The sequence below is a fragment of the Rhizobium sp. SRDI943 genome (assembly GCF_057653695.1).
This window is the reverse complement of sequence record NZ_CM172787.1, coordinates 3,184,354-3,204,798: the sequence shown is the minus strand read 5'-3', so window position 1 is coordinate 3,204,798 and position 20,445 is coordinate 3,184,354. Positions and strand designations below refer to the sequence as shown.

Genomic DNA, 20,445 nt, shown 5'->3' with positions numbered 1-20,445 from the left:
ATGGTGATCAGGCGTTTGAGACCACCATGCTGTGATCTTCGTCGGCGCCATGTTCGAAGAGCGCGCGGATTGCCGGCCATTTGCGGCGGAAAGCGGCGACGCAGGCGGGGTCGAAATGCGATCCGCTGCAGGCGATGATTTCCTCGTAAGCCCGCTCGATCGGCCAGGCCTGCTTGTAGGGCCGGTCGGAGCAGAGCGCTTCGAAGACGTCGGCGACGGCGACGATGCGCGCTTCGATCGGGATGGCGTCGCCGGACAGGCCCTTTGGATAGCCGGTTCCGTCCCATTTCTCATGATGGCCGGCGATGATGGCGGTCGCGACGCGGGAGAGCTCGGCGGAGCTGTTGGCCAGAATGGCGACGCCGATCGGGACATGCTCGCGCATGCGTTCGATCTCGTGCCGCTCGAGCTTGCCCGGCTTCTGCAAGATGGCATCGGGAATGGCGATCTTGCCGATATCGTGCAGGGGAGCAGCGAGATAGATATTGCGCCGCTGGATGCGATCGAGGCCGAGGCCTTCGGCGATCAGCTCGGCGATATTGGCGACGCGCTCGATATGGTCGCCGGTATTGCCGTCGCGCGAGGCCATCGCTTGGGCAAGGCACCAGATGATCTCCTGCTCGCGCATGTCGGCCTGTTCGGTGGCGTGGCGGAAGGCCATGTCCAGTGATTTCGCCCGGTCGGCAAGCGCCAGCTGGGCCTTGTGCAGGGCCATCAGGTTGAGGACGCGTGCCTGCAGTTCCAAGGGGTCGAAGGGCTTGGCGAGAAAATCCGTGGCGCCGGCCTCCAGCGCTTCCAGCCGAACCGACCGCTTCGCCTGCGAGGTGATCATCACGACGGGCACATCCTCATAACCCGGCTGGCGCCGCAGCCTGCGGATCATCTCGATACCGTTCATCTCAGGCATCATATAATCCACCAGCACAACGTCGAAATCGACCTCCCGGCAGCGGGCAAGGGCTTCGAGCGGATTGGTGAAGCTTTCGACCACACAGCCGGCGAAACCACAGACTGCGGTCTCAAGGGCGAGAAGGCTGGATTCGCTGTCGTCGACGATAAGAAGAGGCATGGACGATCCCGTTAAATCCCAGAAGCAAACAGGCTGCCCTCATCGGAGGGCGCGTTCGTCGCCTCATCCATGCCGGCAACTGAAGATCATTATGAAAGCTTGCATCATGCCGCTTCTTAAACGACGCCTGCCGAAATACACTAGGCGTCGCCGCAGACAAGCTTGTGCCTGCGGCCTTAAAATAGAGTTAGTCTGCAATGAAAAATTGACGAACGGCAATTATGACGTGTGATGGGTGTCGGAAAACAGCGGAATTTCGAGACCGTCGGCCGCTATATTCAAGTCCAACATGTTTGTTTCGCGACGAGTTCGGCAGCTATTCTACCGGCCAATCGCAGGGTGCGATAAAGCTGCATGTATGTTCAGCTCTGGCTCTGGCTTTGCATCTGTCCGCCGTCCTCGACCTTCACGGTGACCGTCAGCGTTTCGCCCGGCGTGCCGATGCGCATGCCTGAAATCGGCGCGGCATCACGATAGCAGAGGCCGGAGGCGACTCTGATGTAACGGGCATCCGGGCAGATCTCGTTGGCGGGATCGAAGCCGACCCAGCCGAGGCCGGGAATATGGGCCTCTGCCCAGGCATGGGTCGCCGCCTGTTCGATCTTTTCCTCCATCATCAAATAACCGGAGATGTAACGCGCCGGCACCTGCAGGGCGCGGGCGGCGGCGATGAAAATATGCGCATGGTCCTGACAGACGCCGCTCTTCCTCTCCAGCGCCTGCTCGGCCGTCGTCTCGGTATTGCTGGTGCCGGGCCTATAATCGACCGTTTCGTGGATCGCCGCCATCAGCGCATGCATGCGGGCGAGCTCGTTATCGCCACCGACGCCCTTGATCAGTTCCTTCACCAGCTTGCCACCCTTTGTCAGCGGTGTGTCGCGCAGGAAGAGCCAAAGCGGGCAGAAGCCGGTATGCGGACCGGTGACGCCGTTGTTGTCCCCCGTCTCGACCTCGCCTTCGGCGAGGATACGCGTCACCTCTTGTTCGCCTTCCAGCGAGACTAGATTGACGTGATTGCCGTACTGGTCGTCATATTCGACCTCCGGCGTAGCGCCCTCGACCTTCAGGGCCCAGCCGAGTACTTTTTGAGTGGAGTTCGTTGGCGGCGTCAGCCGCAGCCGTTGCAGCGAGAACTGCGCCGGTTCGTCGTAGCGGTATTCGGTGAGGTGGCTGATCTTCAGTCTCATGTTGTTATCCGCTTATACATAGAACCGGTAGCCATCGGAAATTTCCGCGCCGAGCTTGTTGTTGCGCGAGACGAAATCCTCCAGGAACTCGTGCAGGCCCTGATCCATGATATCCCGGATCGCCCTCGTCTGCAGCGTGGTGCGGATTGAATCCGCGGTATCGTGGGCAGGGAGCCGCGCCTCGTAATCCTGGGCAAGATAGCCGAGATTGCTGACGATCTTCTCGTAGCAATAGGCAAGCGAGCGTGGCATCTGGACATTCAGCGTCAAGAAGTCGGCGATGTTCATCGCCCGGTATTCGCCGTCATAGGCCCAACTATAGGCGCGGTGCGCGGAGACCGATCGCAGGATCGATTCCCACTGCACATTGTCGAGGGAGGAGCCGACGGCCGAGACCGAGGGCAGCAGCACGTAATATTTCACGTCGAGGATGCGGCTGGTATTGTCGGCCCGCTCGATGAAGGTGCCGATGCGGGCAAAATTATAGAGCTCGTTGCGCAGTGTCGAGCCATGGAAGGCACCGCGGATGAGGCCGGCGCGGCGCTTGATGACATCGATCACCTCGGGCATTTCAGCCGCCTTGACGCGCTTTTCGAGCAGCGACTTCAAGTCGATCCAGCATTCGTTGGTGGCTTCCCAGGTCTCCCGCGTCAGCGCCGTGCGCACCATGCGGGCATTGTTGCGGCCGGAATCGATGCAAGACATGACGCTCGACGGATTGGTGCGATCGCGCAGGAGATAGTCGATCGCGTCGGCGTTGGTCAGCTTGTTATGGCCCTCATCATAAGCCTCGCGCACGCCCGCACTTTGTAGAACGCCATCCCAATTGTCATCACCGGTGCTGCTGCGGGTCAGCGACATGCGCAACCCCGCATCGATCAGGCGGGCTATATTTTCGGCGCGCTCGATGTAACGAAACATCCAGTAGAGGCCGTTTGCTGTTCTTCCGAGCATCAGTCCTCCAATACCCAAGTGTCTTTGGTGCCGCCGCCCTGGCTGGAATTGACCACCAGCGAGCCCTGCTTCAGCGCTACGCGGGTGAGCCCGCCCGGAATGATCTGCACCTTGTCGGATACAAGCACATAGGGGCGAAGGTCGACATGGCGCGGCGCAATGCCCTTGTTGACGAGGATCGGCACCGTGGAGAGCGACAGCGTTGGCTGGGCGATGTAATTGTTCGGTTTGGCCTTCAGCTTTTCGGCGAAATCGGCGCGCTCCTTCTTCGATGCCGTCGGGCCGACCAGCATGCCGTAGCCGCCGGAGCCGTGCACCTCCTTGACCACCAGCTCTTCCAGGTGTTCCAGCACATATTTCAGGCTGTCGGCTTCCGAACAGCGCCAGGTCGGCACGTTTTCGAGCAGCGCCTTGCGGCCGGTATAGAATTCGACGATCTCGGGCATATAGGAGTAGATCGCCTTGTCGTCGCAAATGCCGGTGCCCGGCGCATTGGCGATGGTGATGTTGCCGGAGCGGTAGACATCCATGATGCCGGGAATGCCGAGCGCGGAATCGGACCGGAAGGTCAGGGGATCGAGGAAATCGTCGTCGACGCGGCGGTAGAGCACGTCGATCGCCTCGTAACCGCGTGTCGTCCTCATTTTCACCTTGCCGTCGATGACGCGCAGATCCGCGCCTTCGACCAGTTCGACGCCCATCATGTCGGCGAGGAACGAATGCTCGTAATACGCGGAATTGTAAATGCCCGGCGTCAGCACGGCGACGCGCGGCTTGCCCTTGCAGCCGGGAGGGGCAAGCGAGGCGAGGCTCTGACGCAGCAGGTAGGGATAATCCTCGACACGTTGCACCTTGTTCTCATGAAAGAGCTCAGGGAACATCTGCATCATGGTTTCCCGGTTTTCCAGCATGTAGCTGACACCGGAGGGCGTGCGGGCATTATCCTCCAGCACGTAAAACTGGTCCTCTCCGGTGCGCACGATGTCGGTGCCGACGATGTGGGTATAGACGCCGCCGGGCGGCCGGAAACCGATCATTTCGGGGATGAAGGTGACGTTATTCTCGATCAGCTCACGCGGAACGCGGCCGGCGCGGATGATCTCCTGCTTATGGTAGATATCGTCGAGAAAGGCGTTGAGCGCGATCACCCGCTGCTCGATGCCTTGGGCGAGCTTGCGCCATTCGCGGGCGGAGATGATGCGGGGAATGATGTCGAAGGGGATGAGCTTTTCGGAACTGTCGGCATGGCCGTAGACCGCGAAGGTGATGCCGGTCTTCCGGAAGATGTTTTCCGCATCGCGGGACTTGGCAATCAGATGCGCCCGGTCTTGGCTGTTGTACCACTCGAAGTATTTGTCGTAAGGCGGGCGAGGGCTTTCGTCCCCGGTAATCATTTCATCAAATGCCAAAAGCGCGGCTCCCCTTTTTGTTCATTTGAATACAACGCAAATGGCAATGCAAGAACCATGCGCAGTTCAGGGAAAAGATTTTGCGCTGCGGGAAACGGGTGAAAATCTGGGCATTTAAAGTGATGCGCTGCGGCATGGCGGATATTCATCCAAGGTGTCTGCGCAAAATCTGAGCATGTGACCGTTTTTCGTTCTGTCAAGGCGATCGAATATGGTCATGTGTGCGAGGCTCGCCGCCCCTTGCCGAACCGCCATCGGTCTCTGCATCAGTGAAATTTCAAATAAGCATCAACCCTTCGCTTTTGACTACAGCCGCCGGGTGGGGCTATCAGCACGGCGAACCCTCCTCTGTCGAGCCGCGCGCCCCATGTCCCTCGATCGCCTTGCCCCCGCCGTTTTCGTCCTGCTCTGGTCTACGGGCTGGGTGGTGGCGAAATATGCCTCGCTGCATTCCGAGCCCTTCACCTTTCTTTCGATACGTTATGCGCTGTCGGCGGCGGCATTCCTGGCACTCTGCCTTGTGGTGCGGGCGCAATGGCCCAGCCGGGCGAGGGCGCTGCGCGCCGTCTATTCCGGCTTCTTCCTTCATGGTTTCTATCTCGCCGGTCTCTGGTGGGCGATCGCCAATGGCGTGCCGGCCGGCATATCGGGCATCATCGCGGCGCTGCAGCCGCTGCTGACGGCAATGGCAGCTCCCTTCCTCATCGGCGAGCGGCTGCAGCAGGCACAGAAACTCGGCCTTGCCCTCGGCTTCATCGGCATTGCCATCGCCATTTCGCCGAAGCTGCTCGATCCGGCGACCGCCGATCTCACGTATGCCGCCCTGCCTCTGGCGATCAACCTCGTCGCCATGGCGTCCGTCACCTACGGCACGCTCTATCAGAAGAAACACCTGCAATCCGGCGACCTCAGAACCATCGCGACCTTGCAATATATCGGCGCGCTGATCCTCACCCTGCCGCTGTCGCTGATCTTCGAGCATCAGCATTTCGACGGCGCCGCGCAGGCCTATGGTGCGCTTGCTTGGTCGGTCTTCGGCCTGTCGATGGGCGGCGTCGGGCTGCTGCTCTATCTGATCCGCCGGGGTCAGGTGTCACGCGCCGCCTCGCTGATCTATCTGATGCCGCCAGCGGTTGCTCTCGAAGCCTTCATCGCCTTCGGGGAACCGCTGACCCTGCCGCTGATCGTCGGCACCGTGGTGGTCGTGACAGGCGTCTATCTCACGAACCGCAGGGCGTCCAGCGAGCATAGGCCTGCGGAGGTTTAGAGCGCCGCGCGTCCTTTCGGACGCCCAAAGCACGATGCGCTAGATAATAAAAAGGCCGGAGATCCCCGGCCTTTTTGCCTTTCAATCTTTCAACGATCAGGCGCGTTCGCGGCGCTGGCCGCCGCCGTTGCGGGAGCCACCGCGGTGGTTGCCGCCGTTGCCGTCGCGGCGTGGTTCGCCGGCCTGGGCCTGCTGCGGGCCGCGGTCCTCGCCGTGCTTGCGGGCCGGGCGGCCGTGGGCATGGCGGCTGTTGCCGCGGTGATGACCGCTCGGCTCACCATTGGCATGGGCGCCGTGATGGGCCGGACGCTGCGGCTTTGCAGAGGCGCGGAAATCGGAGGTCGAGGCCAGATCGTTGTCGGGGCCGAGATCCGGCGTCGTTTCACCGCGGCGCTGACCGCGGAAATCCTCGTTGCGGCTGGTCTGGCGTTCCGGACGCGGACGACGCTCCTCGCCGCCGGCGCGGACTTCGCTGCCTTCACCTTCGCGGCGCGGGCGGCGTTCCTGACGGTTGCCGCGATGCTCGGAGCGATTCTGGTCGCCACGGCCTTCGCCACGACCCTGACCTTCGCGACCCTGGCCGCCATTGCGATTGCGGTTGTTGCCGTTGCCGTTGGCGCGACGGGGGCCGCCGCTGATGTTTGCCGGCGCTTCGCCGCTTGCGACAGTGATGTCGATGCCCATCAGGCGCTCGATATCACGCAGCAGCTTGGCTTCGTCGGGAGCGCAGAAAGCGATGGCGATGCCGTCGCGGCCGGCACGCGCCGTGCGGCCGATGCGATGCACATAGGCGTCGGGCACTTCAGGCAGGTCGTAGTTGTAGACGTGGCTGACGGCCGGAATGTCGATGCCGCGGGCGGCGACGTCGGTGGCGATCAGCGTCTTGATGCTGCCGTCGCGGAAGGCCTTCAGCGCCCGCTCACGCTGACCCTGGCTCTTGTTGCCGTGGATCGAGGCGACGGAATAGCCGATGTTTTCAAGATGCTTCATCAGCTTCTCGGCACCATGCTTGGTGCGCAGGAAGACCATGGCGCGGCCATCGGGGTTTTCGGTCAGCGACTTGCGCAGCAGCTCCGTCTTGTCGTTCTTGCCGGCGACGAAATGAACGTACTGCTCGACCTTGTCGGCAGCCTTACCTGGAGGCGTGACTTCGACCTTGACGGGATCGACGAGATATTCGCCGGCAAGATCGGCGATCGCCTTCGGCATGGTCGCCGAGAACAGCATGGTCTGACGCTTTTTCGGCACCATCTTGGCGATCTTGCGCAGATCGTGGACGAAGCCGAGGTCGAGCATCTGGTCGGCTTCGTCGAGCACGAGATAGCGAACGGCAGTCAGCGTGATCGCGCGGCGATTGATGAGGTCGAGCAGGCGGCCGGGCGTGGCGACGAGAATGTCTGTGCCCTTTTCAAGCTGAAGCTGCTGCTTGTTGATCGAGACGCCGCCGACGACGACATTGATGCGCAGCGACGACTTGCGGATGAACTTCTTCAGGCTCTCGGCGATCTGGTTCACCAGTTCGCGGGTCGGCGCAAGGATCAGCGTGCGCGTCGTGCGGTTGTCGGGGCGGCGTTCATCGGCGAGCAGCTTTTCGATAAGCGGCAGGCCGAAAGCGGCGGTCTTGCCGGTGCCGGTCTGGGCAAGGCCGATCAGGTCGCGGCCTTCGAGGAGGAGAGGAATTGAATGTTCCTGGATGGGCGTCGGCGTTTCGATGCCGAGCTGGAACAAAGTAGCGACGATCGGCTTGGAGACACCAAGCGATTCAAAATTAGTCAAGGTATAACCTTTCGGGGCGCCACAATGACTATCGCCGGAACGCACCATGCGATCCGGTTTCATTCTGGCGTCAAGAACCCCGCGTGAAGTGGGAACTTGTGAGTTGGAAAAAGCTTTCCAGCGCTTCTGGCCGCTCATGGGAGTGCGGCGCTCTATCGAAATGCGCTTTTGTCCCTTCTTCCTGCATCTGTATTTTTCAGCAGGGGCACGCTCACGCGGCGGCCGGAAGGGTGAAAGCTGACCCGCATTTGGGCTAGTTCGCGTGGAAAGTCAAGTGCGGTGCACAAGAAAGCCTCAGCCTTGGTCGGGTGAGGGCATGACGAGGACGAAGCTTTGCGATGCTGTCTCTGCGCCGTTGACGAGGATGGCGATGCGATGTTCGCCTGGATAATAGCGCCGCGTCGTGATTGGCCGCATGGCGTGACGACGCTCAATTGTATGGCTTTGCCCCGGAGCGAGCAAGATCGCCTTGCACTTGAACACCTTGGGTGAGAGCGAACCGTCGCTCTTCACATGGTGAACGGCGTAGTCGATCATCAGCGACTGCGCTCGCTCGCCTGCATTCGTCACCCGGATTTCGAAATCCAGCCCTTCGCCGAACATCACCTCGCCGTTTACGAGCCGCAGTTCGCATTCGAGCGAATCGCTGGCCGCGAAGCCGAAATTGGCGAGCGCCTGCGCGTGGCCGTTCTTCATCAGCGTGCGTGAGGCATGTTTCAGCAGCCAGCGGCGTTCGGGCGAAGCGCCTTCGATATGACTGGCGATGAACGCGGCGACCAGATCCGGGTGGTCCTTGGCGACGTCGTTCAGGCTGTTGGCCACGGAGCGGCGCACATAATCCTCCGGATCATCCATCAGCGCGGTCAGGATGGGCAGGATCGGAGCCGGATCCTTGACGAGCTGCGGCAGGCGCATCGCCCAGGGCAGGCGCGGCCGCGTTCCCTCGCTCGCCAGCCGGCGTACATGCTGGTCGGGATCGTCGACCCAGCCGGAAATGATGGCCAGCGCGCGCTGCTGGTCGCGGTGGATGAAGGGGCGGATACCGAATTCGGCGGTGAAATGCGGCGTCAGCGCCTTCAGGAGCTCGAGCCCGAGATCGAAATGATCAAGGCCGCGTGCGGCGATGAACTGATTGATCGGCAGCAGCATCCAGCCGGAGAGCCCCGGACTCCCGGCAGTGGGCAGGCTGGCCTTGAAAATGGCTGCGGCCTCCCGGAAATCACCGGGAAGCGTGGCAAACAGCGCGTCGCGGATAAGCGCCGAGCGCTCCATCAGCTCCAGCGCTCCGAGGCCATCGGTCGCCAGCATCACGAAGCGTTTTTTATCGAAAGTTGGCGCGTTGCCGGCAATGCGATCGGCCATATCGCCGACCAATGCCTCATGCAGCAGGTTCTTGAGCGGTTCCGGCATGCTGGTCCTTCCTCTCTATGCGGCCGCCGCATGCCGGCCGCATAAGGGCAACATGGTCTGCGAAACATCTGGCGATTTGCTATCGGAGAATAGAGTGATCGCACCCGCTCGAGCAATCGTGTGCAGATAGCGGAGGTGTGCGTGTGGCGCGAGTTAGCGTAGCGGTGCCGTCGATTTCCTTGGAATAAGTGTGGGGGCCGAGATCCGAATACGCTCGTCGGCGGGACTGTTGTCGCCGGCAAGAAGATCGAGAGCGTTTGCTGCAATTTGCTCAAACGGCACCCGCAACGTCGTGAGCGGCGTAGGGAGGTGGCCGACAATCGGAATGTCGTTATAGCCTACGATCGAGATGTCCTGCGGCACGGAAAGACCAAGTTTCGTCAGTCCCGACAACGCGCCGATAGCGGTATTGTCGTTGACGGCGAAAATAGCGGTTGGGCGGGGATTAAGATGCATCAGGGTTTCGACGGCCACCGCACCGGACTCGATGCCGAATGTCGAGGGAATGATGTATGAGGGATCTGCATTCAGTCCGGCCTCTTCCAAGGCGTGGCGGAAACCCTCCACGCGTCCCCGCGAACTGGAGGCATAGGATGGACCGGCGATGACGCCAATTCTGCGATGGCCGAGATCGAGGAGGTGGCGGGCGGCGAGGTACCCACCGAGCCTGTCATCGCCGACCGACGAGAGGCTGTGGCCATCCGTCCGGAGTGCCAGGACATAAGGAATACCGCGTTTTGCCAGCTCGTCCGGAAAGTCATCGTCTTCCCGCGCTGTCGAAAGAATCAGACCATCGACGCCGCGTTTCAGCAGAGACTCGGCCGCAAGCCGGTCTGCCTTTGGCTTGTCGTCGGTCGTTGCGACAATCGCGAAGCGGCCGCTACGGCTGCAGGCCTTGGCCAGTGCTTCATAAAGCATGGCCATGACCGTATCCGTCAGCCTGGGCACGATCACCCCGATTGTCATCGTGTTGCCGCGCCTGAGGCTCGCTGCGGAAACATCCCGAACGTATCCGAGCTCTTCGGCAACCTTGCGCACGCGACGCGCTGTCTCGCTGTCGGAGCGGGGAAGCCTCTCGTCCAGTATGCGGGACACGGTAGATTTGGAGACACCGGCTGCGGCAGCGACGCCGTGAATAGTGACGCGGGTCTGTCCCGGAACTTCATCCGTCTTTGAACTCATTGAGCCTTTTCCATTCGAGTCGGCAATCGGCCGTCGCCATTCTGAGCATGCACCAAAAAAGATATTGACTCCAGAGAATTCGAGAACGATAGTGGGAACGTTCCCGTAAACGATCCTATATCGGTCGCGAGTGAACCGCGATCGCACGAAGGAGGAGACCAATATGCAACCGATGGATATGCGCGGGCTGAGCCCGGCCCCCGTTACCGCTTTCACCCGCGACGGTGAAGTTGATCACAAAGCCAACGCCAAACTCGCCAAATGGCTAGTTTCGATGGAAGGCGTCAAAAGCCTCGTCATCCTCGGCCATGCCGGCGAAGGCACCTTCCTCACGGAAGAGGAGCGCCTTGCTCTCATCCGCACCTATGTCGAAGCTGTCGACGGTGCCGTTCCGATCATTGCCGGGATTACCGGTGAAGGCACGAAGGTCGCCGCTGAAGAGGCGAGGAAATGCAAGGCTGCGGGTGCCACCGGCGCACTCGTCTATCCGAACCACGGCTGGCTGCGTTTCGGCTTTCAGAAGGGAGCGCCCCAGGATCGCTACAAGGCAATCTGGCAGGAGTCTGGCCTCCAGTGCATCCTGTTCCAGTATCCCGACGCCACCAAAGCATCATACGATCTCGAAACACAGCTTGCGATTGCCACACAGGAAGGCGTCGTCGCCACCAAGAACGGCGTGCGCAATATGAAGCGCTGGTATGTCGAAATTCCAGAGCTGAAGAAGGCCAATCCAAAGCTGCAGGTTCTGAGCTGCCACGATGAATGGCTGCTGCCGACCATGTTCGATGTCGACGGTCTGCTCGTCGGTTATGGCAATATTGCGCCGGAGCTGCTCATCGACCTGATCAAAGCCGGCAAGGCGCAGGACTATCCGGAAGCGCGCAAGATCTTCGAGCGCCTTCTTCCGGTGACGCGTGCCGTCTATCACCGCGGCTCTCACATGGAAGGCACCGTGGCCCTGAAACTTGGACTCGTGCACCGCGGTATCCTTGACCACGCTACGATCCGCGAGCCGCTGAAGAACCTTGGCGAAAAGGCCGAAGCAGAGATCTTCGCCGCCTTCGACGCCGCCGGAATTGGCCGCGTTGACCAGTTGCTGGCTGCCGAGTGACCTCTTTGACGCCCCTGCGCAGGTCGCAGGGGCGCATTCCGATGGGAGGAAACCATGGGAACCCGCCGAGTCAGGCTTAATAGCTTTGAAGGCCATTGCCCTGACAGGACGAACTGACACGCAGTAGCAACCATCAAGCAGGAGCGCCCCTGGCCGGGAGAGTAGTAGGCCACGGGGCGAGAAGGAGGAACCAATGAATGTCATGCAGCCTATGCCGGCTGAGACGGCGAATGCCGCTGATCGTCAGGCCGAAATCAGCGCTCGTCTGGAGCGCCTTCCCATCACCCGTGAGGTATTTTGGGCGCGCAATATCGTCGGCGCCGCAACGTTCTTCGACGGCTACACGGTCATCGCCATCGCTTATGCCATGCCCGTCCTCGTGCGCGAGTGGGGTCTGACCCCCTCGCAGACCGGCATGATCCTGTCGATGGGCTATCTGGGGCAGTTGATCGGTGCGATCCTGTTTGGCTGGCTCGCCGAGAAGGTCGGCCGGCTGAAAGTTCTTCTGTTCACCATCCTGCTCTTCGTCAGCATGGATGTCGCATGCCTGTTTGCTGCCGGGGCCGGCATGATGATGGCCTTCCGTTTCGCCCAGGGGATCGGCACCGGCGGCGAGGTCCCAGTCGCCAGCGCCTATATCAACGAGTTGATCGGATCGAAGGGGCGCGGCAAGTTCTTCCTCCTCTATGAGGTCATGTTCCTGCTGGGCCTCGTCGGCGCCGGGCTGATCGGCTACTTCATGGTACCGGTTTACGGCTGGAAGGCGATGTTCGTCGTCGGTCTCGTTCCCGCACTTATCATGATTCCTCTACGCTGGTTCCTGAAGGAATCACCGCGTTGGCTAGCTGCCAACGGCCGCTATGGCGAAGCAAACGCTATCGTTACCCGCATGGAAGAAAGTGCTCGTGCAGCCGGCAAGGAATTGCCCGAACCGAAGCTCATCCAGGCGCCGGTCCGCCGCCAGTCGGACTGGCGCGAACTCTTCCAGGGCATTTACTTGAAGCGGACACTTTCCATCTGGGTCATGTGGTTTACCGCCTATACGGTCGCCAACGGTACGATCACCTGGCTGCCGACCCTGTATCGACAGGTTTTCAACCTGCCGCTTCAAACCAGCATCTTCTATGGTTTCCTGACGTCGATCGGCGGCGTGATCGCCGCCGTCATCTGCGCGCTGCTCATCGACAAAGTGGGACGCAAGCGCTGGTACACCGGTGCGCTGCTTCTCGCTCCCCTGCCGCTGCTGGCTCTCGCATGGCTCGGCGCGACCTCTCCTATCCAGGTTTTGGTTCTAGCCGGTCTCGCTTATGCGATCGTCCAGACCGTCACATTCTCCCTTTACCTGTACTCGGCAGAGATCTACCCGACACGCCTCAGGGCTTTGGGAACCGGAACCGGCAGTGCCTGGCTTCGCCTGGGATCATCGGCCGGCCCGATCCTCGTCGGCACGGTGATGTCTTCCATGGGCATCCAGTATGTCTTTGCGAGCTTCGCAGCCATTCTGATTGTCGGTGCAATCGTCACGATGTTGTTTGCGGTCGAAACCAAGGACCGCGTGTTGGAGGAGCTTTCTCCGTAACGGTTGAAAATGCGATCTGATCGGCTTTGATCTGGCGGATGGAAATCCGCCAGTTTCATTTGGTCGCCGTTGAGGGCACGGGGTCGGCGCCGCCGGGAGGGTCAAGCGGCGCCGGATGCGGTTTTCGCTATCGCTGGCAGACTTTGACGCGATGGGGATTGCCCCAATCGTCGTGCAACCATTCGAAGTGGCAATAGTCCGGCCGGTAATAGGTCCGGTAAACGGGGTAAGGGCGGTAAGCGGGATAGGCCGGGTAGGCGGGACGGGCTGCCTCCGACAGCAGGGCGCCACCGACGACGCCGGCGGCAAGGCCGCCCCAGAAGGCATCGCGTGGACGGGCATCGGCGGTGGTGGCGGTGGCGAGCGAGGCGCCGGCGAAGGTCAGCGCGATCAGGCCCGTCGCCATGGTCTTATGAAGAACGGACATGGTATTTTCCTTTCATGGGCATGGCTTCCATAAAGCCATGCCGGAGACTCGGCCCTGATCGCGGCGGCGCAATGGCCGCGCAAGCGGTTTTGGGATTAAATTTTCGTCATGATTTCAGCGGATCCCGACATCGAAAGGAATTATGGCGGGCGTCCTTTCAGTCTCGTGCAAGCCGGGGCTGGTAATCCCGAATTATCTTCAGCTTGGTGAGCTGGCTCCTAAAATTCCGCTGTCGAAATTTATGGTTAAAACCTTGTTAAAAGCCTTGGCGTTATAGTTTTTGTAGTCGATATTTCATTCATTGCGGGAGCGATATTTTTTGAAATCAGCCGGGGAACTTCTTGAGTTGGCTTGCCGCCGGATCGCTGATCTGGATACCCCGGCCTATGTCAAGAACAGCGAGCTGCGTTATGTCGCCGTCAACGAGGCCTATGCCCGTTTTCTGGGCCGCGAGATTTCCGATTTCATCGGCAGGCGCAGCCGCGAGCTCCTCGATCGCCCCGAGGAAGAGGATCGTGAGGATAAGGAACGCCGAGCGCTGGTGTTCGGCACCGAGGAAAACGCCATCTGCTTCGATGCGGCGGGCCTCAGTCATGAACGCATCCAGATCGAAAGCTTCTCGCCATCGCTGGATCGGGCCTACGTGCTCGGCATTTTTGAAGTGCGCGAACCGACGCGCCGGGCGATCGGCGATCCAGGGATCGCTAGCGATCCTGGCATGACGGGCGACGCCGGCGTCGCTGCCGATTTCGCTCGTGTGCGCGAGGCACTGGAACAGCTCGACTATCCGATTGGCATCTTTGCGGGGGATGGCCGCCCCCTGGTCGTCAATGCCGCCTATCGCAACGACGCAAAGCCTGCGGCTGTCAGCGACGCGGCCTGGCACGAGAGCGTCAATGAACTCGACCTGCTGCGCACCATTCTGGAGGACCTGCCGGTGGCAGCCTTCGTGCGCGACGAGAAGCATCGCCTCGTCTATGCCAACCAGTATTACGAGACCTTCAGCGGCCATAGCCGTTCCCGGGTGTTGGGGCTGACCGAACATGAAATGTTCGGGCTGGACGGCGGCGAGGCGATCTATCAGGAAAACCTGCTGGCGCTGGAAGGCGGCACGTCTAAGGAAATCGAAAGCCTGTTGCCGAGCAAGGACGGCCACATCTATTCCGTCCTTTCGCGCGTCAATCGCGTCGTGACAGCGGACGGACGGCCCTATGTCGTCGGCTCTTTTTCGGACATCTCGCCACTCAAGGACCGAGAGAAGGCGCTGATCGAAGCGCAGAAACACAAAGAGGTGCTGCACCGGGATATCGAGAATATCCTGCGCTCGCTGCCGGTCGGCGTGCTGATCCTCGATAACGACCACCGGATCCTCTACGTCAACGACGAGTTCTACGGCATCTGGGAGCTGCCACTCGACGATCCCTTCGACGGCCGCCCTTTCATCGACGTCATCCGCCGCAATTATGAGCTCGGTCGTTACGACGGCACTCAGACGCCCAAGGAGATCTACGATTTCCGCAAGCATCTGTTCGAGACCGAGGAGCCCGAGCCGATTGAGCTCGGCTGGGCGGGCGGCAAATCCGTCATCTTCGATAGCCGCCGTATCTCGAACGACCGGATCCTGCTGACCTATGCCGACATCACGGCCGTGCGTGAGCGGGAAAAGGAGATCCACGAGGCCCGTGCCGCGCTGGAGCGGCTCGGCGAAATGATGCGCGATGCGACCCATGCCATGCCGCAGGGCCTAGCCGTTGTTCAGGACGGCATCATCAAGATGTCCAACGAGGCGCTTTCTGACATCTTGCAGATTCCGGCCACCTATCTCGAGCCCGGCGAGGGCTGGATCGGCATGTTCGAATTTTGCGCGGCGCGTGGCGATTTCCACGATGCCGCCGGCGAAATCCTGCAGGGTTGGCGTGACAATATCGCGGCCAGGCTGCCGATTTCCACCGTCTTCCATGTCGGCGGCGAGCGCTGGGTGAACATGGATGCGACGGTCAGCAAGGGGCAGCACTGGGTGGCGCTTTTTACTGAAGTCACCGAACTCAAGAGCCGCGAGGAGGAGTTGCGCCAGCTGCTGTCGCGCGCCGAGGCCGCCGACCGCGCCAAATCCGAATTCCTTGCCAATATGAGCCATGAGATCCGCACGCCGATGAACGGCGTGCTTGGGATGGCGGAGCTGCTTGCCAAGACTAATCTCGACACCCGCCAGAAGACCTTCGTCGACATCATCGTCAAGTCGGGCAACGCGCTGCTGACGATCATCAACGACATCCTCGATTTTTCGAAGATCGACGCCGGGCAGATGAAACTGCGCAAAGCTGCTTTCGATATCACCGAAGCGGTAGAGGACGTGGCGACGCTCTTGTCCTCGCACGCTGCCGAGAAGAACATCGAGCTCCTGGTGCGGGCTGCACCCGATCTGCCCGCCGCCGTAATCGGCGACGCCGGGCGTTTCCGCCAGATCGTTACCAATCTTGTCGGCAACGCCGTCAAGTTCACCGAGCGGGGCCATGTCTTCGTCGATGTCGGCTTCCAGCCGGCCGCCGGCGGCGAGATCATGGCGAGCATCCGCATCGAGGATACCGGGATCGGCATCCCGCCGGAGAAGCTTGAATCGGTCTTCGACAAATTCTCGCAGGTGGACGCCTCATCGACCCGGCGACATGAAGGAACCGGCCTCGGTCTTGCGATCACCGCCGGGCTCGTCGACCTTTTCGGCGGTTATCTCAACGTCGAAAGTGAATGGGGCAAGGGCTCTGTCTTCACCATCAACCTGCCGTTTGCGGTGGCGGCCGCCCGCCTTGAGCCGAAGCCGTTGCCGATCAACGTGCAGGGTGCGCGTATCCTCGTCGTCGATGACAATGAAGTAAACCGGCGAATCCTCACCGAGCAGCTTTCGCTCTGGGGCTTTGACGGCGTGGCCGCCGAAGGCGGCGGCACCGGGCTTGCGATCCTGGAGGCGGCGGCCGATCTCGGCGTTACCGTCGACGCTGTCGTGCTCGACTATCACATGCCTGATATGAACGGCGCCGATGTCGCGCGCCAGCTGCGCGCCGATCCCCGCTTCGTCGAATTGCCGATCATCTTCCTGACGTCGATGGATATTTCGGGCACAGAAAAGGAATTCGCAGCACTGAATGGCCACGCGCATCTGATGAAGCCGGCGCGCGCCAACGTGCTGCGCAACACCGTCGTCGAGGTGGTGCGCGCCAGCCGCGTCAAGCAGGTCTCCGAGGCCGAGATCGCCCGGCTGCAGAAGGAAGCGATCGTGCCGGCGCCAGCGCCCGTGCCGCAGAAACGCGCCGCTGAATTCGTCGACGTGCTCGTTGCCGAGGACAACGAGGTCAACCAGATCGTCTTCACGCAGATCCTGCAGGGAACAGGCCTCTCCTTCCTCGTCGTCGAGAATGGCGAGGAGGCGGTCGCCGCCTGGGAGCGGTATACGCCGCGCATCATCATGATGGACGTCTCGATGCCCGTCATGAACGGCCATCAGGCGACCCAGACGATCCGCGAAAGGGAAAAGGGGCACGGCCGCCGGGTGCCGATCATCGGCGTCACCGCCCATGCGCTCGAAAGTGACCGCGAGCTCTGCCTCGATGCCGGCATGGACGACTACATGTCGAAGCCGATTAGCCCCGAACTGCTCGAGGAAAAAATCCGCCAGTGGCTGGGAACGAGCGAGCAGCAGCCGGAGCGCACAAGCTACTGATCTGAACCTTCGGGAAACAGGATGCTCTCGAAATCCTGAGCGCCGTTGAGGATATGCAGGATCTCGATACGATCCTCGCCGACACGATAAAAGATCAAATAGCTGCCGTAAGGACGGCGGCGAACGGCGGTATGTTCGTAGCGTGGAACCAATGAAAAACCGTTTGGCATTTGCGCCAGACGCTCACACCGTGCCAGCAGTTCGTGAATGAAGCTTGCCGCCCGCTGCGGATCGACCTCAGCGATATAGTCGCCAATACGTTCGAGATCCGCCTCCGCCTGCGCGGTAATGAGGACGATCACGAACGATCGTCATATTTGCCTGAAAGGCGCGCGGCGACATCGCTGATGGGCTTGAAGCGGCCTGATTCCGCGTCGGCGATCCCCTGGCCGATCGCCAGATCGAGCGCCATCAGCCGTTTTTCCCGCTCCTCGACAAGCCGAACACCTTCCCGCAGAACTTCGCTGCGAGAGTTGTAACGACCCGATTTCACGAGTTCGTTCACATAGTTTTCGAGTTGCTGTCCAAGATTCGCGCTGCTGGCCATATTGGTTCCTCTCGGGCGATTATCGCACGAGGTGATAACTGTTAGCAATGCAGCCGCTTGAATCGATCGTACTTGCCGAGATTACTTGACGCCGCAGAGCATTTCGCGCTTGCCAGCAAAGCCCTTGCGGCGCTCGACGGCGAAGCCCGCGGCGATGAGATTGCGGCGCACGAAGCCGGCCGCTGCATAGGTGGCGAAAGTGCCGCCGGCTGCGCTTTTCTCACAGACGAGCCGCATCAGTTCCTGCGACCACATATCGCTATTGCGCGACGGGGCGAAGCCGTCGAGATACCAGGCGTCGAAGTCGTCTTCGGCTGCCGCGACGCCGTCCAAGGCATAGCCGCATACGACGCCGAGCGTCGTCTGGGCATCGAGATCGAGGCGCACGATACCGGCCGGTATTTCCGGCCAGGCCGCCGTCAGCACCTGACGTTCGGCGTCGATCTCCGGCCAGTGCGATAGCGCCCGGCCGATTTCTTCACCGCGCATCGGGTGCAGTTCGAAGGAGGTAAAATGTAGCTGCTGGCCGTCTGCACGGTGGAGCTTCCATTGCCGCCAGGTCTCAGCGAAGTTCAGACCGGTGCCGAAGCCGAGTTCTCCGATCCGGAATCTCTGCCGCCCGTTCCAGCGCTCTGGCAGGCCATTGCCGGCGAGAAAAACATGGCCGCATTCCAACCGCCCATCGGTCTGGCAATAAAAATGATCGCCAAAGGCGGTGGAATAGGGCATATCGCCGTCGCGCCATTCGAGCGGCTGCGGCGCGCCCGCGCCAATCTGATCGGGGTTCACGTCTGTCATGGAAAAAGCCGATAATCCTCAGCCGGTCTCAGGTCAATCGTCCTCAGAATTGCTGATCGTCGGCGGCGGTATCATGGGACTCTGGGCGGCCGTCCATGCCGAGCGCCGGGGCATCCGTGCCGTTATTGCCGACGCCGGCAGGTTGGGCGAAGGTGCAAGCGGCGGCGTGCTCGGCGCGCTGATGCCACACATGCCGTACCAGTGGTCGGAGAAGAAGCAGTTCCAGTTCGATGCGCTGGTCTCGCTCGAAGCCGAGATCGCCGCGCTCGAATTCGAGACCGGGCTTTCCGCCGGTTATAGCAGGTCCGGACGGCTGATCCCGCTGCCGAAGCCGCATCTCAACACAATAGCGCGCGGCCGTTTCGAGGACGCTGAACAGCATTGGTGGGTGGGCGACCGCCGCTTCCACTGGCATGTCCTCGACAGGCCGCCGATCGACGGCTGGATCGAAGCGTCTGCCGGTGAGAGCGGCTTCGTGCACGACACGCTCGCCGCCCGCGTTGCGCCGCGTTTGCTGATCGCAGCGCTTATCGCCTTCCTGCGGCGGGCAAAGCATGTTCGTATCCTGGAGCATGCGACGGTTGCCGGCCTCGATCCCGATCGCGGTACGGCCGAAATCGAGGGCGAAACCATTGTTTTCAGTCACTGCATCCTGGCTGCCGGCCATCAGTCCTTTCCGCTGTTGCAGGGACTGACGCCGGGGCTGAAACAGCCGCTCGGCCAGCCGGTCAAGGGGCAGGCGGCACTGTTGAACGCCGATATCGACCCGGCGCTGCCGACGATCTTCCTGGACGGGCTCTATGTCGTCGCGCATGAAGGCGGGCATGTGGCAATCGGCAGCACCAGTGAGAACCGTTTTGACCATCCTACATCCACCGACGTCCAGCTCGACGCGCTGATCGAGGCGGCGCGCGGTATCGTGCCGATGCTTCGCGACGCTCCCGTTGTCGAGCGCTGGGCCGGGCTTCGCCCGAAGGCGATCGACCGTGATCCAATGATCGGCCGCCATCCCGACCACCGGCGCCTGATCGCGCTGACCGGCGGCTTCAAGGTCAGCTTCGGCCTGGCCCACCGGCTGGCAGAGGCGGCGATATGTATCGCAGGCGATACAGACTGCGGATTTTTGCTGCCGGAAAGCTTCGCAATTTCAAGCCATATTGCGGCGGCTTCACGTTAAACGTGAATTAGGCGCCGCTACGTTTCGTTATTCTGTCATGCAAATCACCTATCTGCTTGCGCATCGACAGCGCCGGATCAAAACGGCGCTCACTTCCTTGATGGAGGAAATTGCATGCGCTATGCCATTTGCTTCACGCCTCCGGCGGGCGACTCGTTGTCGCTCGTGGCCGCCAATTGGCTTGGCCGAAACGTGTTTTCGGGCGATATGATGGAGCCTCCGGCCGTTCGTGGTCTCGGCATTCACGAGATCGCCTTCCATACCGCCGTGCCTCGCCGCTACGGCTTTCACGGTATTTTGAAGGCGCCCTTTCATCTGTCCCACGACATGGCCGAATCGCAACTCCTGCGCGATCTGATGCGTTTTTCCGGGACCTTCGTTCCCTTCCAAATTCCGCGTATCGAAGTCGCCCGGCTCGGCAATTTCTACAGCCTGCTCCCGAGCGCTCCCTGCGAGCAGATCCAGTATCTCGCCTCGGCGATCGTGCAGGAATTCGATCGTTTTCGCGCACCGCTCAGCGAGGCCGAGATCGAACGCAGCGATCCGGACGGGCTGTCGGCGACGCAATTTTCCAATCTGCATCGCTGGGGCAATCCCTATGTGATGGAGGAGTTCCGCTTCCATATGCCGGTGACAGGCCCCGTCAACGCGATCGACATGCCGCGCATCGAGCCAGCGTTGCGGACGATCTTCGAGCCTGTCCTCTGCGAACCTGTTACGGTTTCGAACGTGGCGCTGATGATCGAAGAGGGCACTGGCGGTCCTTTCCGCGTTCATTCGCTGCATCCGATGGGCGAGGTCAGTGCGCGCAAAATCGCTTGAATCTGCTGGTGAGCT

General features: G+C 61.1%; 18 protein-coding genes. 6 read left to right on the top strand and 12 right to left on the bottom strand.

All coding sequences use genetic code 11. The features are described from left to right. Positions 1–7 precede the first annotated feature (7 nt). From AC245Y_RS16480 to AC245Y_RS16460, 5 genes are all read right to left on the bottom strand, one after another. Positions 8–1,069: an HD domain-containing phosphohydrolase gene (locus AC245Y_RS16480; protein WP_012758572.1), complete on the bottom strand. Its 1,062-nt coding sequence runs from the start codon at positions 1,067–1,069 to the stop codon at positions 8–10. Between the two features lie 362 nt (positions 1,070–1,431). Beyond that, the gene (locus AC245Y_RS16475; RefSeq protein WP_012758571.1) at positions 1,432–2,256 is read right to left on the bottom strand and encodes a transglutaminase family protein; all 825 of its coding nucleotides are present in this window, start codon (positions 2,254–2,256) and stop codon (positions 1,432–1,434) included. Between the two features lie 12 nt (positions 2,257–2,268). After that, positions 2,269–3,210 (bottom strand): alpha-E domain-containing protein, encoded by a 942-nt coding sequence (locus AC245Y_RS16470; protein ID WP_003561792.1) that lies wholly within the window; start codon positions 3,208–3,210, stop codon positions 2,269–2,271. Next, complete coding sequence (locus AC245Y_RS16465; RefSeq protein WP_012758570.1) at positions 3,210–4,619, bottom strand: circularly permuted type 2 ATP-grasp protein; 1,410 nt, start codon at positions 4,617–4,619, stop codon at positions 3,210–3,212. Before AC245Y_RS16465 ends, AC245Y_RS16470 begins: the two co-directional genes overlap by 1 nt. Further along, positions 4,601–4,768, bottom strand: coding sequence for a hypothetical protein (locus AC245Y_RS16460; protein WP_155248925.1), 168 nt, complete (start codon positions 4,766–4,768; stop codon positions 4,601–4,603). The genes AC245Y_RS16465 and AC245Y_RS16460 overlap by 19 nt, the downstream gene beginning before the upstream one ends. A 218-nt stretch (positions 4,769–4,986) precedes the next feature. Between AC245Y_RS16460 and AC245Y_RS16455 the strand changes: the two genes are divergently transcribed. Then, complete coding sequence (locus AC245Y_RS16455) at positions 4,987–5,886, top strand: DMT family transporter (RefSeq protein WP_017994898.1); 900 nt, start codon at positions 4,987–4,989, stop codon at positions 5,884–5,886. Positions 5,887–5,982: 96 nt separating this feature from the next. Here AC245Y_RS16455 and AC245Y_RS16450 read toward each other — a convergent pair whose 3' ends face one another. The 3 genes from AC245Y_RS16450 to AC245Y_RS16440 all read right to left on the bottom strand — a co-directional run bounded on the left by AC245Y_RS16450 (position 5,983) and on the right by AC245Y_RS16440 (position 10,254). Then, a complete protein-coding gene (locus tag AC245Y_RS16450; RefSeq protein ID WP_017994897.1) occupies positions 5,983–7,710 on the bottom strand; it encodes a DEAD/DEAH box helicase in 1,728 nt (575 codons plus the stop codon). A gap of 246 nt (positions 7,711–7,956) precedes the next feature. Then, positions 7,957–9,072 (bottom strand): DNA alkylation repair protein, encoded by a 1,116-nt coding sequence (locus AC245Y_RS16445; RefSeq protein ID WP_012758567.1) that lies wholly within the window; start codon positions 9,070–9,072, stop codon positions 7,957–7,959. Positions 9,073–9,225: 153 nt separating this feature from the next. Next, positions 9,226–10,254: a LacI family DNA-binding transcriptional regulator gene (locus AC245Y_RS16440; RefSeq protein ID WP_012758566.1), complete on the bottom strand. Its 1,029-nt coding sequence runs from the start codon at positions 10,252–10,254 to the stop codon at positions 9,226–9,228. 163 nt (positions 10,255–10,417) lie between these two features. Between AC245Y_RS16440 and AC245Y_RS16435 the strand changes: the two genes are divergently transcribed. Continuing rightward, a complete protein-coding gene (locus AC245Y_RS16435) occupies positions 10,418–11,365 on the top strand; it encodes a dihydrodipicolinate synthase family protein (RefSeq protein ID WP_012758565.1) in 948 nt (315 codons plus the stop codon). Between the two features lie 193 nt (positions 11,366–11,558). Then, the gene (locus AC245Y_RS16430) at positions 11,559–12,944 is read left to right on the top strand and encodes an MFS transporter (RefSeq protein WP_017994895.1); all 1,386 of its coding nucleotides are present in this window, start codon (positions 11,559–11,561) and stop codon (positions 12,942–12,944) included. A gap of 127 nt (positions 12,945–13,071) precedes the next feature. Here the strand turns inward: AC245Y_RS16430 and AC245Y_RS16425 are convergent, their stop codons facing one another. Next, positions 13,072–13,371, bottom strand: a complete 300-nt coding sequence (locus AC245Y_RS16425; protein WP_017994894.1) for a hypothetical protein — start codon at positions 13,369–13,371, stop codon at positions 13,072–13,074. A gap of 319 nt (positions 13,372–13,690) precedes the next feature. Between AC245Y_RS16425 and AC245Y_RS16420 the strand changes: the two genes are divergently transcribed. Then, positions 13,691–17,086 carry a response regulator gene (locus tag AC245Y_RS16420; protein WP_017994893.1) on the top strand — a complete coding sequence of 1,132 codons (3,396 nt, stop codon included), beginning with the start codon at positions 13,691–13,693 and terminating at the stop codon, positions 17,084–17,086. Here AC245Y_RS16420 and AC245Y_RS16415 read toward each other — a convergent pair. The 3 genes from AC245Y_RS16415 to mnmC2 all read right to left on the bottom strand — a co-directional run bounded on the left by AC245Y_RS16415 (position 17,080) and on the right by mnmC2 (position 18,431). Further along, on the bottom strand, positions 17,080–17,388 hold the full coding sequence (locus AC245Y_RS16415) for a type II toxin-antitoxin system RelE/ParE family toxin (protein ID WP_012758561.1): 309 nt from the start codon (positions 17,386–17,388) through the stop codon (positions 17,080–17,082). The two genes, AC245Y_RS16420 and AC245Y_RS16415, sit on opposite strands and share 7 nt — an antisense overlap. Then, positions 17,385–17,633 (bottom strand): type II toxin-antitoxin system ParD family antitoxin, encoded by a 249-nt coding sequence (locus tag AC245Y_RS16410; RefSeq protein ID WP_012758560.1) that lies wholly within the window; start codon positions 17,631–17,633, stop codon positions 17,385–17,387. Before AC245Y_RS16410 ends, AC245Y_RS16415 begins: the two co-directional genes overlap by 4 nt. 81 nt (positions 17,634–17,714) lie before the next feature. Then, positions 17,715–18,431, bottom strand: coding sequence for a tRNA (5-methylaminomethyl-2-thiouridine)(34)-methyltransferase MnmC2 (gene mnmC2 / locus AC245Y_RS16405; protein WP_017994892.1), 717 nt, complete (start codon positions 18,429–18,431; stop codon positions 17,715–17,717). On the opposite strand from mnmC2, the gene AC245Y_RS16400 reads away from it, so the two are divergent. Both AC245Y_RS16400 and AC245Y_RS16395 read left to right on the top strand, forming a co-directional pair. Further along, a complete protein-coding gene (locus tag AC245Y_RS16400) occupies positions 18,430–19,608 on the top strand; it encodes an NAD(P)/FAD-dependent oxidoreductase (RefSeq protein ID WP_017994891.1) in 1,179 nt (392 codons plus the stop codon). The genes mnmC2 and AC245Y_RS16400 overlap by 2 nt on opposite strands. A 114-nt stretch (positions 19,609–19,722) precedes the next feature. Continuing rightward, the gene (locus AC245Y_RS16395) at positions 19,723–20,430 is read left to right on the top strand and encodes a DUF1045 domain-containing protein (protein WP_017994890.1); all 708 of its coding nucleotides are present in this window, start codon (positions 19,723–19,725) and stop codon (positions 20,428–20,430) included. Positions 20,431–20,445 lie beyond the last annotated feature (15 nt).